The following is a 13,817-nucleotide window of genomic DNA, read 5'->3' on the forward strand; positions in this document are numbered from 1 at the left end:
CAGCTCTCCAGCCTGGGTTGGCTGATGCAGACGGTGGCTCTCAGCTGGCTGATGGCCACCGTTTCCACCTCGGATGTGATGGTCGCCCTGGTCCAGGCCTCGTCTACCCTGCCTGCCTTTTTTCTTGCGATTTTCGTTGGCGCGATTGCCGACAACTACAGCCGGCGCATGGTCATGATCGTCGGCCGAAGCCTGATGATGGCGGCCTCGGCGATGCTGACGATCCTGATGGCTTTCGGCATCACCGATCCATGGATGATCCTGGCGTTCAGTTTCCTTGACGGCTGCGGTATCGCACTCAGCGATCCCGCGTGGCGCGCTTCGCTTGGCGACATGCTGGAGCGCCGCTATCTGCCGTCGGCCGTCACCCTTCTCAATGTCGGATTCAACACGGTCCGTAGCGTCGGTCCCGCGCTTGGCGGCATCATCGTTGCGATTTTTGGGCCGCTCGTCACTTTCGCGCTCACCACGCTTGGCTTCGTCGCGCCCCTCACCGCTCTGTGGCGAAACAAGTGGACCGTGAAAGCGTCGCCCCTCCCTCGCGAAGCGCTCATGACGGCGATCTATGATGGACTGCGGTTCACGGCGATATCCTCGGAAATCAAGGCAGCTATTGTCCGCGGTACGCTGTTTGGGCTGACCGGAACCTCGATGCTGGCGCTCCTGCCGCTCGTCGCAAGAGACCTCTTGAAGGGCGGCCCAATCGACTACGGTATTCTCATGGGTGGCTTCGGCGCCGGCGCGCTGATCGCGGGGCTCGTGAACCCACCACTCAGGCGCGCGGTCACGCAGGAACTGCTGATTGTTCTGGCATGTGTCGCGTGCGCGGTATGTGCGATCTCACTTGCGCTGACGTCTTCCCTGATCATCGCAACAGTCTGCCTCGCCTTCGGCGGCGCCGGCTGGGTAACCGGATGGTCGGGGTTCGGCGTCAACGTGCAGTTGGCAAGCCCGCGCTGGGTGGTGGGTCGCACGATTTCCATCTACAGCGCTTTTACTTATGGGGGGATCGCCGCTGGCAGTTGGCTCTGGGGAATTATCGCCGAAAACCATTCCCTCTCCTTATCCTTGGCATGTTCTGCTGCCGCCTCGTTGCTGGTCGCCGCACTTGGGCTCAAGCTGCCGATCAGCAACCGCTTGGAGTCTGAACTCGAAGCCTCCGGCGCCTTCGATGCGCCAGTACCTGCACTCGATCTGAAGCCGAGAAGCGGCCCAATTCTGGTGACGACGGAATATGCGATTGCCGAAGAAAACGCCGCTGTCTTTCTTGAGATCATGCGCAGACGGCGGCATGTTCAAAGCCGAGCCGGCGCACGCCATTGGACCCTCACGCGCGATGTTCAGCAGCCTTCGCGATGGCTCGAGACCTTTCGGACGCCAACCTGGACGGATTACCATCGCCTTCATCACCGCCTCAACGAAGCGGACAAGCGCCTGGGCGATGAGCTCAAGTCGCTGAGCGTGGCATCCGACCTCCCGCGAACAATCGTTCTGGTGGAGCGCCCGACGGCTGCGCGCAAGTCCACGCCCGTGCCGTACGTTTCCCAGAAATGAGCACGCTATGCGACTCCGAGGCAACTCATCCAGCAAGAGAGGATCGTTCGATAATGGATACGTCGAAGCTTTGCCCCCTCCAGTTGGCCTCCCTCCGATGGCTGAAACAGAGCAGAACGTTGGAAGAGATCGCGCGGATCGAGGACCGAACCGTCGTCGATATCGAGCGATGCCTGCAGGATGCTTTGGTGCTGCTCGGCGCAGACTCGATTGAGGCGGCCATTCGTATGATCGAAAAGACAGCTTGAAGTGATGGCGATCTTTCGGCGCGCTGCTTGAGGCTTTGAAAATTCGGATTCGAGCGCACGGTGGAAGGAGCCGCGGGAACGCCGCCTGTTTTAGGTCGCGATTCCAGGAAATCCGGAACCGGTGTTCGATTTTATTCTCGGCATTCCCGCGCGAAGCAACTCGGCGAAGGAGCTTCTCTTCCGTTGAGCCCTTCGTGAAAGTTATCCTTGCGGCGGCAGTCCGAGACCTCCCCGGTCATCCGGTCCATCGTCTGGAATCGCAATCGACCGATGATCGACATCCGCCCCTTCGTCGCAGCGATTCACACCAAGTGGATTTGACCTGGACAGCGACCGCTCGCGCTGAAGCGCAGAATATCGGCGGCGCATTTCATCGGACGCAATCCTCCCTGCCGTCCAAAGAGCGACCAGTTCCATGAAACCCGGGTCTTCATCGAGCCGAATTCCCCGTGCATTCCAACGCGCGATGACCCGCTCGGCTATGTCCCTGCGTGAATCCATTACCAACTTCCCTGCCCGGCCTGCCGCCTACGCGGTGAGATACCAAGTTGCTGGGTTCTTCGCCAGTCGAAAGCGTCCGATATGTCACGCCGGGTGCCCGCGATCTGTTTTCGGGAGCTTGTTAGCTGGAGCTATCGAGATCGCTAAGACGCACTTTCCAGCTCTCTCCGACCTGATGGCCCCCGCCACCATCTTTTCCGTCGACCGCGAATACGGCGTCCTGCCGTCCGACGAAATCGACGTAGACGACGATCTTGAGATCGTCCATGAATACACGCCTTGGCATTGAGCGGGCGGCGACATGGCCTGCGGCCGTGCCGCTTGCGAGCGGCGGGGCCGCAAGGGAGGCTTCGCCGCGGCCGACTTTGTATAATTCACTAGGTTGCCAGCCGCGCCGTTGCGGCCTTTGCTCTTCGCGGCCGCTGAAGCGGCTAATAGATAACGCTGACGAGCAGGAGGCGATCACTCGTGATCGGAAGGAAAATGAAAAGAAGAGAGATAGAGGGCCTTCGCGAGGCCGTATCCTGCGCCGCGGTGCTGGAAGAGGCCGGTTTTGCCGTTGACGCCAAGGAGAGCTCCCGTCGGGCAGTGAAGTTTCGGCGCAGCAGTGAGATTGTCATAGTCACGCATGAAGGGCGCGGATGGTTCGACCCCCTAAGCGAGGCGAAAGGCGATGTCTTTGGGCTCGTCGAGCACCTCGATCGCGCCGGCTTTCTCGAAGCCGTCGAAAAGGTCGGGAGTCTCGTGGGATTCAAAATTTCCGCGCCAGGATGGCAATCTCGAAGCCCTGTCGCCAACTCCGAGTTTTCCGTTTCCGATCGTTGGCAGGCACGTCGCCGCCCGTGGCAAGGCTCATCGACCTGGCAATACCTGCACAACGAGCGCTGCCTTCCGACATATCTGCTCCGCACGGCGATCGAACGCGACCTCCTTCGAGAAGGCCCGAACGGCAGCCTTTGGGCCGCTCATACGAACCATGCCGGCGACATCACCGGATGGGAGGCGCGCGGCCCGCAATATCGCGGCTTTGCCACCGGGGGAGCGAAGGTCCTGTTCCGCTTTGGCTCGGACGCTTCAATGCGCCTGGCTGTGACGGAAGCTGCGATTGACGCCATGAGCCTTGCCGCCATCGAAGGATTGCGTGATGGAACGCTTTATCTCAGCACCGGCGGCGGCTGGTCTCCGACCACGGCCGCAGCCCTTGGTGCGCTTGCTTCACGTCGCAATGTCCAACTCGTCGCTGCGACAGACGCCAATCCTCAAGGCGACATGTTTGCTGGGCGATTACGGGCGCTTGCCGACGGCGCCGGCTGCGACTGGATGCGGCTCCGCCCACCGCGAGAGGATTGGAACGAGGCTCTGAAGCTTCGCGTGAAACAGAGGAATGAGAACAGGAAAAGGGTGGGTGGGAAAGAGAAGGAGGCGTGCCGCTTGCGCCCCAGCCGCGTCGAGGCAGGCTCCGCCCGGTTCAAGCCGGCCCTGGACCCGGCCGGTCGCGATGTCGGCGGAGGAAAGGGGCATGAAGGACTTAGGTGCCGAACCGCTCGATAATTGCTGGAGATGACGCGCCGATCGAAGCCCAGGCTAGCCGGCAGGACCGCACCGGCTGATCGCCGCGGCGCGCGCACGCCAAGCGCACGCCGGCGGATCGCGATCTACACCAACCGTCGGCAGATCAACGAATTGCGCCGCGCCAACGATCGCAAGGTCGTGCCCGAGAAACTCGCAGCGTGGGAGGACAAGCTCGCCCAGCAGCGATCGCTGATCCAGGTTCTACAGGTCGAGGAACGACGGCCCGTCACAGAAAATGCCATTCTACTGAAGCGTTTCCTACGAAGCTGAAACGGAGGTTGATCGCCGGCGGCATGCCCGACTCCTCGCAGAACGCGCCAAGTGGCTCCAAAGCCAATCCTGATGCCAAATAGTCACCGGCGGCCGACCTCCTCGAAGCCGTTCAGCAGATAGAAATCGAGAGTACTGAAATGCGCAGGCGTGGGACTTCTCACCGAAAGCAACCGGGTTCACCTCGAAACCGCACTCTGAAGCTCGACTTGCCGAAGTAAAAGCTCGAGGCGCCGACGATTGACGCGGTCGATGCAAATCAAGCGTCACATTACTATAAGACCGCAACAGATAGCGCCCGGTCGCGCACGCGTGTATCAAGGCGACGTAATCCTACCTCTCATATCCGGAGCACAACATGCCAAGCCTCGCAGAGATGAATGGATCGTTGCATATTCATAACTTCTATATCGAAAAGCTAAAGGCCAAACTGGAACAGTTTTTCGAAAACGATCCCGATTTAGCTATGCTCCTCGAAAACGTCGCTGCCATTTTGTCGGAGCACGCCGCGGATTTGGCCGAGGATATCGACGACATGGAGTGCGATCAATCATGAATGCCGAGCGGACCGAAGCCCGATCTACAAAGGTGCTCCTAACACGCGGGTCTTCCCTATCCGTTACCCCTAAGCCGCCCCTGAGCGGCAGATGCTCGCCGCCATAGCTGCCGGCCTTGCGATGCCATAACGTGCGATTGTCAATATTTTCGCCGTATCCGGTGTTCCACTCCATGTTGTCCCTCGGCTCTCATTTTCATCACTCCGTGCACGAGCAGGGTTCTCAATGAAGAGCCCCTGAACAATGCTTGGTTGGGTGGGCCGCCCGATGATGGCGGCAATGTTTTGCGAGCCTGGCTGCAATACTATTGGTTGCCTAGCCGGTCGAGCGTCGTCGGCGCACAGGCTTACTTGCCCGTTAGCCCCTGTCATTCATCGAGGACGCCATCTGCCTCACAAAACCGGATTGCCTTCGGTTTTGCTGCGGTCTGAACCGGCGGCCGTGCGCTTCAAGGTCGCTGTCGCGCCGCGGGGCGGCCGGACCCCGCCGTCCTTCGCGGAGCAGGCTCGCGTGCTCTTTCGAGGGCAGTTTGCCCCCGTCGCACGCAAACCGGCTCCGCTCGTCCAGGCAGGGCCGGACCCTGAAACGCCCGTCTTCCGCCGGTTCGGAATGACCGCACCGAAGGGTAAGCCGGCATGGGCCGGAGCCCGATCGGACGACCTCGAAAGGAAACGATCATGGCCAAGTCCGCACCCTCCTCTCGCCAACCCGCCCGCGTCGTGCAGCTGCGCAAGGGCGCCACCATCGAAATGGTCCGGCTGACATGCCCCGACGCCAGCCAGGCCCTGAAGATCGCCGAGAGTTTCGGCACCGCCGTCATCGACAGCGACGGCATCCGCGACCTGCACGAACGGCTCGTCATCGACACCGCCGATGCGCTCGGTGATGGCCTGGGCGACAAGGCCATGCAGATCCACCTGCAGCGCATCGTCGGCGCCTTCGTCGGCTCTGCCCACGGCGCCGGCCAGTTCTACAGCCGCGCTGTCACCGAGGCGCGCGATGCCACCGCCAAAGCCGCCAACGATGCCCGCGACGAGGACCTCGACGGCCCTGTCGGTTATGACAGCGCCGCCCAGCGCAAGCGCGAGTTCGCCGCCGACATGGGCATACAGGCCCATTCGCTTAGAATGGCGGCCGAAGGCGCCGTTGCCGCCTATGCCCAGGTGATCGGCGAGACCTGGAAGCCATTCGACCGGCCGGTCGAGCAGCCGGGTCACTCGCTGGGCCGCAAGGCCGCCGAAGCCCAGATCTCGGCATTCGACTAGGCCATGCCGGCGGGGCTTCGGCCCCGCACTTCGATAAACGCGAGAAGGGCCGGCTCCCTGACGGAGCCGGCCTGTTTTCGTGTCGCTGACGCGGCCAAAAGGGAATCGGAAATCAGGCAGGTGGCACGTCCGTTGCGGCCCGTCCCGCTTGTCGGGTCTGCAGGAGCTGCCGGCAGATGCAACGGCTCCGCCGTCCTCCACTTAAGTTCCGGCCGTTCCGGTGCATCGGCCGGCTGATCGGCTCCTGCCTTCTGCCCTCCGCAACGGGCCGCGACGGGCGCGGCCTCAAAACGGAGGCTTGAAGATGAGCAGTACGGAGAGACAACGGGTGGATCTCTATACCCGCATCACGGACAGAATCGTTGAAGATCTGGCGAAGGGCGTGCGGCCGTGGATGAAGCCATGGAACGCCAAGAATATGGTCGGCCGTATTACCCGGCCGCTGCGTCATAACGGGCAGCCATATTCGGGCGTCAACGTGCTGCTTCTCTGGTCGGAAGGCAGCGCCCGGGGATATACGTCATCCACGTGGATGACGTTCAAGCAGGCCCTCGAACTGGGCGCTGCTGTCCGCAAGGGCGAGACCGGGGCGACGGTCGTCTTCGCCAGCCGGTTCACCAAGTCCGAAACCGACGGAAATGGCGGCGAGGTCGAGCGGGAGATCCCTTTCCTGAAGGCCTACAGCGTCTTCAACGTCGAACAGATCGACGGACTGCCCGACCAATATTATCACCAGCCGGGGCCCGCGCCGGACCCGGTCGAGCGCCTCGAGCGTGCCGACAGCTTCTTCCGCAACACCCGTGCTGTGATCCGCCACGGCGGCAACCAGGCCTTCTTTGCGCCGGCCGCCGATATCGTCCAGATGCCACCGTTTGAGAGCTTCAAGGATACGGCCAGCTATTATGCGATCTTGAGTCACGAGGTCACGCACTGGACGGCGCCGGCGCATCGCCTCGGCCGCGACCTCAGCCGCTATGCCAAGGACAAATCCGAGCGGGCGCGAGAGGAACTGATCGCCGAACTCGGCAGCTGCTTCCTGTGCGCCGATCTCGGCATTGCTCCCGAGCTCGAGCCCCGCCCCGATCACGCCTCGTACCTCGACTCCTGGCTCAAGGTCCTGGTCGACGACAGACGGGCGATATTCCAGGCGGCGGCGCATGCGCAACGGGCCGTCAGTTTCCTGCACTCCCTGCAGCCCGAAACCGCTGGCGAGCGGCTCGCGGCCTGAAGGCCATCAGCGTCGGTCGTTGGTCTCGCCAGCGGCCGGCACCTGTTCAGGCCTCAACGCGGAGAGCGTGTCGGGATCAGCCGTGAGGTCCAGTTTGCCCCAGATCGAGGTTTTCCGGTCAATCGGTTTGAGCTTCCGGGACGGCTTGATTTCGACGGTAAACGGCTTTGGCTGCTGACGCATAGGTCCTCCAGGCGACGATTCGCGAACACGACGATAGCCCGAAGAACGGCCAACGCAACGCCCTTGTTCGGCTGTTCCCGGACGCCTGATTTTGACATGTGGCAAGGCGGCAGCCCCACCGTTGCAGGGACCCGGCAGGCAGTCGGGGCGCAGCTGCCATCGCCATATTCCTTTGGCCCTGAGCCAGGCCACGTCCTTCGTGGGCTCGATGAGGCATGTCTGATCGAAAACCGGCTTCGCCTCGATCGTCCTCCCGCAACGGCCTTCCAAAACTTTCTTCCCCTGAGCGCGGTGCGCCCATTCCTCGCGGAACAACAAAGTTTTTCCGGGCGCCCACCATTTCATTCCGGCCCTCCGGGTGCGGTCCGATCGTCCCCGATCCTTGCGACAGCCATCGAGGCCGCGATGGGCGCGGCCCGAAACAGCAAAGGAATACGACAATGGCAACCATCGGCACCTTCACCTCCACCGAAACCGGCTTCAACGGCTCGATCCGCACGCTCGCCCTCAACGTCAAGGCCCGCATCGCCCGCGTCGAAAACCCCTCCGACAAGGGCCCGCACTACCGCATCTACGCCGGCAATGTCGAGCTGGGTGCGGCCTGGCAGAAGCGCTCCGAGCAGGACCGCGACTACCTCTCGGTCAAGCTCGATGACCCGAGCTTCCCCGCTCCGATCTACGCAACCCTCACCGAGGTCGAGGGCGAGGACGGCTACCAGCTGATCTGGTCCCGCCCCAACCGGGACTGAGGCCCGGACGGCCCCGCCACCAAGGCGGGGCCAACTGGTCACAAAGACAAGCCGGCGGCAGGCATCGAGCCTGCCGCCTGCTTTTTCGGTGCGATACGGAACCGGAATATGTCTGCTCAGTGGATGCTATCGTGCCGGGAAGAAATGCCGGCCTCGAGGACGAGCGGTCGCCCCCAATTTTGCCTCCGCTCCGGTTTCCTCGCTCCAACAAAATCGGCACCCCCACTCGCCGGCTCCGCCGGTCGCTTCCGCGCTCCTTGACCCCGTCATCTCGTCCCGCCCCGCCGTCTCGTCTTTCACGAACTCAAGGAGATGAGACGATGACCATCGAACAGCACATCGAAGAACTGCGTGCCGAGTTGAGGAACGCCTGCGACGCCGTCGAGCGGTGCCAGGTCGAAGCGGAGCTTCAGCTCGCCCAGGCTGATTTGGCCGTGGCGCTTGCCGAACAGGACGGCACTATCGAAGCCGAGCCGCCCTTCTGAGGCGGCTCTCATTCTGCCGGAATATGAGCCGGTCGGCCGGATCGACCGGCCTTCCGGCTGTCAGGGATTCACCCCTCAACGCTCCCCTCCGGCTCACACCGGATACGGTCGCGTCCCCTCCGGGTCCGCGGGTCTCTTCTCTCTCTGACGTCCCAGTTTACTCCAGCAAATCCGGCGTCAAGGACGGCGCGGTCTCCCCCAATTTTAACGCCGCTGCGTTGCACTTCGCTTCCCGAAAAAATTGGTTCCCCCGCTTGCAAGCCGCGGTCCGCGGTCCTTGACCCCTCTTTGCCACAGAGTGGCCGGTCTCCGTCATCAAGATGAAGGAGATCACACAATGACATCTGACCAGAACCTTGCGCTCTACACCAAGCTTTCCGGTTTCCGGCTCGTCGTCCTGGCAAACCGCTTCGGCTGCGATACCGACGTCTCGCGAAAGCTCCATGATCGACTGCTCGAAGGGCTTGAGGCGGCTGCCGGTCGTATCCGGACCATCATGGCATTGGAGCGGAGCGTTCTTGCCGGCGACGACGAATATGCGGCGTACCGGCTGGAAGGTGAGACCGAGATCTTCGGACGCTTCACCATCATCCTGCTCGATGAACTCGACATCGATTTCGACACGCATGAATACCGCATCAACGGCGGCGATTGGTCCAGCGCTTTGACGGCGGACTATACCGGCGTCGACATCGACTATCCGGAGCTGATTGCGCTCACCGATGACGAACTTGGCTCACTTGCGCCGATCATCAAGGATATCACGTGGCAAACCGGTATCGCGGTAAGCGCCTCCCGTGTCAGCTACATCAGGTGCACAGGATCATAATCAATCCCGCGGCGGGCTCGACCAGCCGGAGGGCGTCGAGAGCGGCCCTTCGTTGCGATGCCGACGAGACCATCGCAATGATGGCGAGGACGACCCGTTGAGCCTCTTCCTTTCGACCTGCCGTCATCTGTCATCGGGGATGTTGCAGCCCGTTCGTCACGACGCAACCTGCCGCCGCCAGAATTTTCCCCGCCGCGCTGCGGCTCCTCGCGGATCAAAATTCGGTCGCCGGCAGGTCCTCCACGTCCGTTCCGGCCCTTTGGGTGCGTCCCGCCTTTCCGGTCTGCCGCTTATCCCCTGCGATAACCGCATTTCGAAAGGAGAAACGCCATGCAACAACTCGCCCAATTCCTCGCCGCCACCGGCCGCCGGCTCCGGAATCTCGGCAAGGTGATCAGCCACTTCTGCCGCAAGGGCAAGCTCGGTCTGAAGCTTGCGATCAAGATCCCGTTCTTCGTCGAGATCGAGGTGTCCTTCGAGACCGATTGGGACCGGCGCCGATGAGGCGCCCACATGGCCCGCTTCGACGGGCCTTTCTCAACTCGCCACAGAGGCGCGCGGGCGGTAACCGCGTTTTCGCTTTTGTCGGAGCAGATCGAGAAACAGTTCGACGGCATCTTCTTCCCGTCCGAAATGATGGACCATCATCTGGCCTTTGGCTCCAATGCGGCCCCATTTACGCAGGAGACAGACGTCCCCGAACAGGTTGGGTTCGATCGACATGGCGTAGTAGCGCGACATGTTCCTGGACGCGTCTGAGCGCTCGACATAGAGATGGTAGGGTTGCGAGATCATGAGGTTAGAATCGCTGATCTCGGGAATCCCGTCCAACGACACTTATGAATCGGTCGGTATTGATTGATTCAGATCTGTTATGAAACGCGAGTGGTGGGCTTGGGCGAGACGCCTTCGGCGCACGGCTCTACTCGCTTACGCTCCCCGAACCCGCCGGGCGGTTTCGGCCATCCGGCAACGATCCTCTCGCGGGTCCTCAGCCGCACCATCCGTGTCTTGCACCGTCCCAGCGCCTGGCAAGGCCCTCGTTGACGAGAGTGGCTCCGAGCGAGTGTCCTGATCGTATTACGGTCCGGAGCTTGCGGCCATACTTGTCTTCGTCGCGCCAGCCGGCCGAAAGCCAAAACGCGCCGGCATTGAGGAGCGCCAGCAGGCGTGCTTTCGCGGCCTCGCCTTTGATCCGTTCCGCCTCGCAGCGAGGCGGGCTGAGCTCAGGTGTATCGATATCCGCAATGCGGATTTTTTCGCCTTGGAACCAGAATGTATCGCCGTCGACGACGCAATTCACATGACGACCGTCGCTGCAGATTGAAAAGGCGGCCGACGCTGAGTCCGCTACCGGTGTCTTGGCCACAGCCGGCAGTCCGGGGAGGTTGCCGGCGCCGCCGAAGGCAAGCCAGCCTGCCGCAGCAACGACGATAGCTGAGATGACTGCCATCAGTGATTTGCGCGAACCGCTCTGTCCCGTTCGAGGTTTTCCCTGCGGGCTACGGCGATCGATCTTGCCGCCGGACTTCCGCGGCCTCCTGAACGGAACCACATTCGATTTCGCCATTTGCCTGCTCCTCTCCTGCTTTCCTCAACCTATCTTGGACTCAGTTTCATCTGCGTTTGCGGACAAGGTGCCTCCATGCGGTGTGCGAGGCGCGGGGCGCAGTCGGTCCCGCCTCCCCTGCGGGCCACTATGTTGAGGCTCCTGCGGCTGCGCTGTTTCCCGCTCTCGCACGGCGAGAATTCCCGAAATCCCGCACTTTCGTGCGGCCGCTATGCTGATTTCTCCAATGAAAGAACACAAGGAAAAAAACGCTTTGTTTTCGTGGCTTTCCCTGGGTTTGGCTTTACTTTGACCGACGTTTCGGCCGGTCGGAAAAATCTTCCCCGTTCGAAGGACGGCGTGTTCCGTCCTCCGGTCTTGAACCATTCTCCAATCCGTGCCCCTGATGCCGTTTCCTTCCGGCTTCGGTCACATAGTGGCGTTCGGTTCCCGGTTTCCCATTCTCCGATAAGAGCTCAGCCCAGACCTGCCGGGCTCGCTAAGAAATCATCGGGACAGCCGGGATATCGTTGCCGATGCACCTTCCTCACCAACGACGCCGCGACGCTCGTAAGGGCGCTGGTCACGCAGGATCTGGAAGGCGATCGTTAAAAGCTGGCGCGCGATCGCGACACGCGCCTTGTTGTTGGTTGAATTGCGCTTCAAATGTTCATATTGGGCACGAAGCTGCGAGTCGGCAGCGACGGCCGGTGCAACAGCCTCGACGAAGGCCCAGCGCAGCCACTTGTTGCCCTGCTTGATGATCTTCCCATGATAGGTCTTGCCACCGCTCGAGTAGGTCGAGGGAACAAGCCCGGCATAGGCAGCCAGCTTCTTCGGATTCCGGAAGCGATCGATGTCGTCGATCTCCGCATCGATCAGCCGGGCGAAGAACTCCCCGATGCCAGGGATGGTCTTCAACAGCTTCACATTGCCGTTGGTCTTCGTCATCGCCTTGATCGTGGCTTCGGCCTGCTTGATCCGCCCGTCAATGTCGCCGATGAACTCTAGCCCGCGGTCGATCTGGATTCGGTCGATCGCTGATACGTTGAGCGTGGCGAGCTGCTGGAGGCCGGTCTTGCTGAACAGGTCGCCCAGCTTCTTCAACTGCGCCGTCTGCTCTGGGTAACGGTCGAACACTGTCACAACCCGGTTCTTCACCATCGTGCGCAGCCGTACATAGAACATCCGCTCACGAAGCGCCACGCGAAGGTCCCGCGCCTTCTCCGTTGGTGCCCAGGCTTCCGGCACCAGATCGGCACGCAACAAGTGCGCCAGCACCGTCGCGTCGATCTTGTCCGTCTTGATTTTGGCGTCGGCGATCGCCTTCACCTTCAACGGATGCGCCAGAACGACATCGTCGCAGATGTCGTCCAGCCAATCATACATCACCATCCAGTTGCGGGTCGCTTCGATCACTGCATGGCTGTTCTCCCGATACCGTTCCAGAAACGATCCGAGAGACTGGCGGTCGTTCTTCACACGGCCGGATCGCAATGTCTTCCCGGCAGAGTCCTGCACGACAAGGTGGCTGTAGCTTTTGTGGTAGTCCACGCCGATGTGATAATGATAAGGGGCAGTCATGGTTTGCTCTCCTTCATTGAGTTCGCGAAAACCCAGGTAAGGTAAGCCAGGCGGTGCAAGGCGTGACTTTCCAAAGAGCATATCCATCTCAGATATCCGTTCTCGGTGGGCGCGGCCTCTTTCATGCCACCTCCGATACTCTTCATCATCCTTGATCGGCCGTGCTCGTTGCACTGCGCACCGGCTCGATCGAACGAATTCTCTGCGGGGTTTGCTGTTTTCGACAACGCGCTCGTGCCCACGCACCCCTTCATGGCATTCTGACCGCAAGGCCTTTGTCTGTCAGAATGAGCTTCCCGCCGGAGCCTCGGCCGTGGTGCAAGCGATAACGCAGCGACCATGCCAGTCCTGACCAGACACTCGCTGCGCGCGGCGTGTGCACAATGTTGCGAAAGGTTACTCCGTCGCAGGCTGTTCACGAGGTTGGATCGAACGTCACCGAATTACCATACTCCAAATTGTAGTTCCTCGTACTAATGTGCTCGACTCATTAGTGTAAATTGAATTAGATGTTCTTGGGTGGGGCATCCAACTCTCTGGGCAACTCCGCGAGGCGCGGCGAGCTAACTCGCACCCACCTGTTGCCGTCGGGGTTAGAAATGAAAATCGCAATCGCAATCTTGGTCGCATGGTCCACGTTCTCGCTGTCTGTTTCGGCAGCTTCCGCTCACAGTGGCGGAACGGATTCAAACGGCTGCCACACCAATCACAAGACCGGAGATTACCATTGCCATTGAAATCGTTGTTGGTGGCCGCCGTCCTGACGCTATCGCTTCCGGCGAACACCTTCGCCTGGGATGGTGTAGATAGCGATTCTGGCGGTGCGGTCGAGATTGGCAAAGGCAATCTAGTCAGATCGGGACAGACCGTCGAGGTTTACGACTACGAAGCGGGCGAGTACCGTGACGTTGATGTCCAAAGCATCCAGCGTTCTGGAGGCTCGGTCGAGGTCGAGGTTTACGACAACGAAAGCGGCGAATACCGCACCTTTGAAATGGACGACTGATAAAGTGGGCCGCCCTAAAAAGGGCGGCTGCTGCTATCGTTGCCATAGCGATTGGTGTCTTTGCCGCGGAGCTATCCTCTCCCAATGACCAACTCGTCAAAGATAGTCTTAAACTCCTCAAAAGAAGCTTCGATCACGATCCGTCCAGGCGATTTAGGTGTCTCCTCAGTTTTACGTCGCCTTGAGGTCCGTCAGCACCTTGTCAAAAGCATCCTTGACCGGCTTTGAGATTTCCTC

18 protein-coding genes are annotated in these 13,817 nt (G+C 61.0%); 13 read left to right on the top strand and 5 right to left on the bottom strand.

What is annotated here, in order from left to right:
* The coding region (locus CO667_RS33540; RefSeq protein ID WP_143540783.1) for an MFS transporter at window positions 1-1,554 on the top strand (1,554 nt) is incomplete at its 5' end.
* A 119-nt stretch (window positions 1,555-1,673) separates the two neighbouring features.
* Window positions 1,674-1,802, top strand: coding sequence for a hypothetical protein (locus tag CO667_RS36315; protein WP_280950648.1), 129 nt, complete (start codon window positions 1,674-1,676; stop codon window positions 1,800-1,802).
* 622 nt (window positions 1,803-2,424) lie between these two features.
* Here the strand turns inward: CO667_RS36315 and CO667_RS35590 are convergent.
* Complete coding sequence (locus CO667_RS35590; RefSeq protein WP_170961516.1) at window positions 2,425-2,571, bottom strand: hypothetical protein; 147 nt, start codon at window positions 2,569-2,571, stop codon at window positions 2,425-2,427.
* Window positions 2,572-2,771: 200 nt separating this feature from the next.
* Between CO667_RS35590 and CO667_RS33555 the strand changes: the two genes are divergently transcribed.
* From CO667_RS33555 to CO667_RS33575, 5 genes are all read left to right on the top strand, one after another.
* Window positions 2,772-3,854 (top strand): DUF3991 and toprim domain-containing protein, encoded by a 1,083-nt coding sequence (locus tag CO667_RS33555; protein WP_245424635.1) that lies wholly within the window; start codon window positions 2,772-2,774, stop codon window positions 3,852-3,854.
* The gene (locus CO667_RS36140; RefSeq protein ID WP_245424637.1) at window positions 3,855-4,145 is read left to right on the top strand and encodes a hypothetical protein; all 291 of its coding nucleotides are present in this window, start codon (window positions 3,855-3,857) and stop codon (window positions 4,143-4,145) included. It begins immediately after the preceding gene.
* A 358-nt stretch (window positions 4,146-4,503) separates the two neighbouring features.
* Window positions 4,504-4,701 (top strand): hypothetical protein, encoded by a 198-nt coding sequence (locus tag CO667_RS33565; protein ID WP_141399564.1) that lies wholly within the window; start codon window positions 4,504-4,506, stop codon window positions 4,699-4,701.
* A 678-nt stretch (window positions 4,702-5,379) separates the two neighbouring features.
* Window positions 5,380-5,967, top strand: a complete 588-nt coding sequence (locus CO667_RS33570) for a hypothetical protein (protein WP_096771922.1) — start codon at window positions 5,380-5,382, stop codon at window positions 5,965-5,967.
* 304 nt (window positions 5,968-6,271) lie between these two features.
* Window positions 6,272-7,195 carry a zincin-like metallopeptidase domain-containing protein gene (locus tag CO667_RS33575; protein ID WP_096771923.1) on the top strand — a complete coding sequence of 308 codons (924 nt, stop codon included), beginning with the start codon at window positions 6,272-6,274 and terminating at the stop codon, window positions 7,193-7,195.
* Window positions 7,196-7,201: 6 nt separating this feature from the next.
* Here CO667_RS33575 and CO667_RS35595 read toward each other — a convergent pair whose 3' ends face one another.
* Window positions 7,202-7,723, bottom strand: a complete 522-nt coding sequence (locus CO667_RS35595) for a hypothetical protein (protein WP_179874271.1) — start codon at window positions 7,721-7,723, stop codon at window positions 7,202-7,204.
* A gap of 95 nt (window positions 7,724-7,818) precedes the next feature.
* Here CO667_RS35595 and CO667_RS33585 point away from each other — a divergent pair, with 95 nt between their 5' ends.
* The 4 genes from CO667_RS33585 (at window position 7,819) to CO667_RS35605 (ending at window position 9,945) form a co-directional block, all read left to right on the top strand.
* A complete protein-coding gene (locus CO667_RS33585) occupies window positions 7,819-8,127 on the top strand; it encodes a DUF736 domain-containing protein (protein WP_096771924.1) in 309 nt (102 codons plus the stop codon).
* Between the two features lie 320 nt (window positions 8,128-8,447).
* On the top strand, window positions 8,448-8,612 hold the full coding sequence (locus tag CO667_RS35600) for a hypothetical protein (RefSeq protein WP_170961517.1): 165 nt from the start codon (window positions 8,448-8,450) through the stop codon (window positions 8,610-8,612).
* A gap of 337 nt (window positions 8,613-8,949) precedes the next feature.
* On the top strand, window positions 8,950-9,441 hold the full coding sequence (locus tag CO667_RS33595) for a hypothetical protein (protein WP_096771926.1): 492 nt from the start codon (window positions 8,950-8,952) through the stop codon (window positions 9,439-9,441).
* A gap of 330 nt (window positions 9,442-9,771) precedes the next feature.
* Complete coding sequence (locus CO667_RS35605; protein ID WP_170961518.1) at window positions 9,772-9,945, top strand: hypothetical protein; 174 nt, start codon at window positions 9,772-9,774, stop codon at window positions 9,943-9,945.
* 33 nt (window positions 9,946-9,978) lie between these two features.
* Here CO667_RS35605 and CO667_RS33600 read toward each other — a convergent pair whose 3' ends face one another.
* The 3 genes from CO667_RS33600 to CO667_RS33610 form a co-directional block, all read right to left on the bottom strand.
* Window positions 9,979-10,236: a WGR domain-containing protein gene (locus CO667_RS33600; protein ID WP_096771927.1), complete on the bottom strand. Its 258-nt coding sequence runs from the start codon at window positions 10,234-10,236 to the stop codon at window positions 9,979-9,981.
* 196 nt (window positions 10,237-10,432) lie between these two features.
* Window positions 10,433-10,894: a thermonuclease family protein gene (locus tag CO667_RS33605; protein WP_239621087.1), complete on the bottom strand. Its 462-nt coding sequence runs from the start codon at window positions 10,892-10,894 to the stop codon at window positions 10,433-10,435.
* A gap of 603 nt (window positions 10,895-11,497) precedes the next feature.
* Window positions 11,498-12,574 carry an IS110 family transposase gene (locus CO667_RS33610; RefSeq protein ID WP_096771929.1) on the bottom strand — a complete coding sequence of 359 codons (1,077 nt, stop codon included), beginning with the start codon at window positions 12,572-12,574 and terminating at the stop codon, window positions 11,498-11,500.
* A gap of 599 nt (window positions 12,575-13,173) precedes the next feature.
* On the opposite strand from CO667_RS33610, the gene CO667_RS36450 reads away from it, so the two are divergent.
* Together CO667_RS36450 and CO667_RS33625 are read left to right on the top strand one after the other, a co-directional pair.
* Complete coding sequence (locus CO667_RS36450) at window positions 13,174-13,311, top strand: YHYH domain-containing protein (RefSeq protein ID WP_096771945.1); 138 nt, start codon at window positions 13,174-13,176, stop codon at window positions 13,309-13,311.
* Window positions 13,302-13,580, top strand: a complete 279-nt coding sequence (locus CO667_RS33625; protein WP_239621089.1) for a DUF5334 family protein — start codon at window positions 13,302-13,304, stop codon at window positions 13,578-13,580. The genes CO667_RS36450 and CO667_RS33625 overlap by 10 nt, the downstream gene beginning before the upstream one ends.
* Window positions 13,581-13,817 lie beyond the last annotated feature (237 nt).

It is taken from the genome of Rhizobium sp. L43 (genome assembly GCF_002531725.1).
GTDB lineage: Bacteria > Pseudomonadota > Alphaproteobacteria > Rhizobiales > Rhizobiaceae > Rhizobium.

Coding starts and splice junctions, on each gene's coding strand:
- CO667_RS35590 (WP_170961516.1), bottom strand. CDS start 2,571: ATGGACGATCTCAAGATCGTCGTCTACGTCGATTTCGTCGGACGGCAG.
- CO667_RS33565 (WP_141399564.1), top strand. CDS start 4,504: ATGCCAAGCCTCGCAGAGATGAATGGATCGTTGCATATTCATAACTTC.
- CO667_RS33570 (WP_096771922.1), top strand. CDS start 5,380: ATGGCCAAGTCCGCACCCTCCTCTCGCCAACCCGCCCGCGTCGTGCAG.
- CO667_RS33575 (WP_096771923.1), top strand. CDS start 6,272: ATGAGCAGTACGGAGAGACAACGGGTGGATCTCTATACCCGCATCACG.
- CO667_RS35595 (WP_179874271.1), bottom strand. CDS start 7,723: ATGAAATGGTGGGCGCCCGGAAAAACTTTGTTGTTCCGCGAGGAATGG.
- CO667_RS33585 (WP_096771924.1), top strand. CDS start 7,819: ATGGCAACCATCGGCACCTTCACCTCCACCGAAACCGGCTTCAACGGC.
- CO667_RS35600 (WP_170961517.1), top strand. CDS start 8,448: ATGACCATCGAACAGCACATCGAAGAACTGCGTGCCGAGTTGAGGAAC.
- CO667_RS33595 (WP_096771926.1), top strand. CDS start 8,950: ATGACATCTGACCAGAACCTTGCGCTCTACACCAAGCTTTCCGGTTTC.
- CO667_RS35605 (WP_170961518.1), top strand. CDS start 9,772: ATGCAACAACTCGCCCAATTCCTCGCCGCCACCGGCCGCCGGCTCCGG.
- CO667_RS33600 (WP_096771927.1), bottom strand. CDS start 10,236: ATGATCTCGCAACCCTACCATCTCTATGTCGAGCGCTCAGACGCGTCC.
- CO667_RS33605 (WP_239621087.1), bottom strand. CDS start 10,894: ATGGCAGTCATCTCAGCTATCGTCGTTGCTGCGGCAGGCTGGCTTGCC.
- CO667_RS33610 (WP_096771929.1), bottom strand. CDS start 12,574: ATGACTGCCCCTTATCATTATCACATCGGCGTGGACTACCACAAAAGC.
- CO667_RS36450 (WP_096771945.1), top strand. CDS start 13,174: ATGAAAATCGCAATCGCAATCTTGGTCGCATGGTCCACGTTCTCGCTG.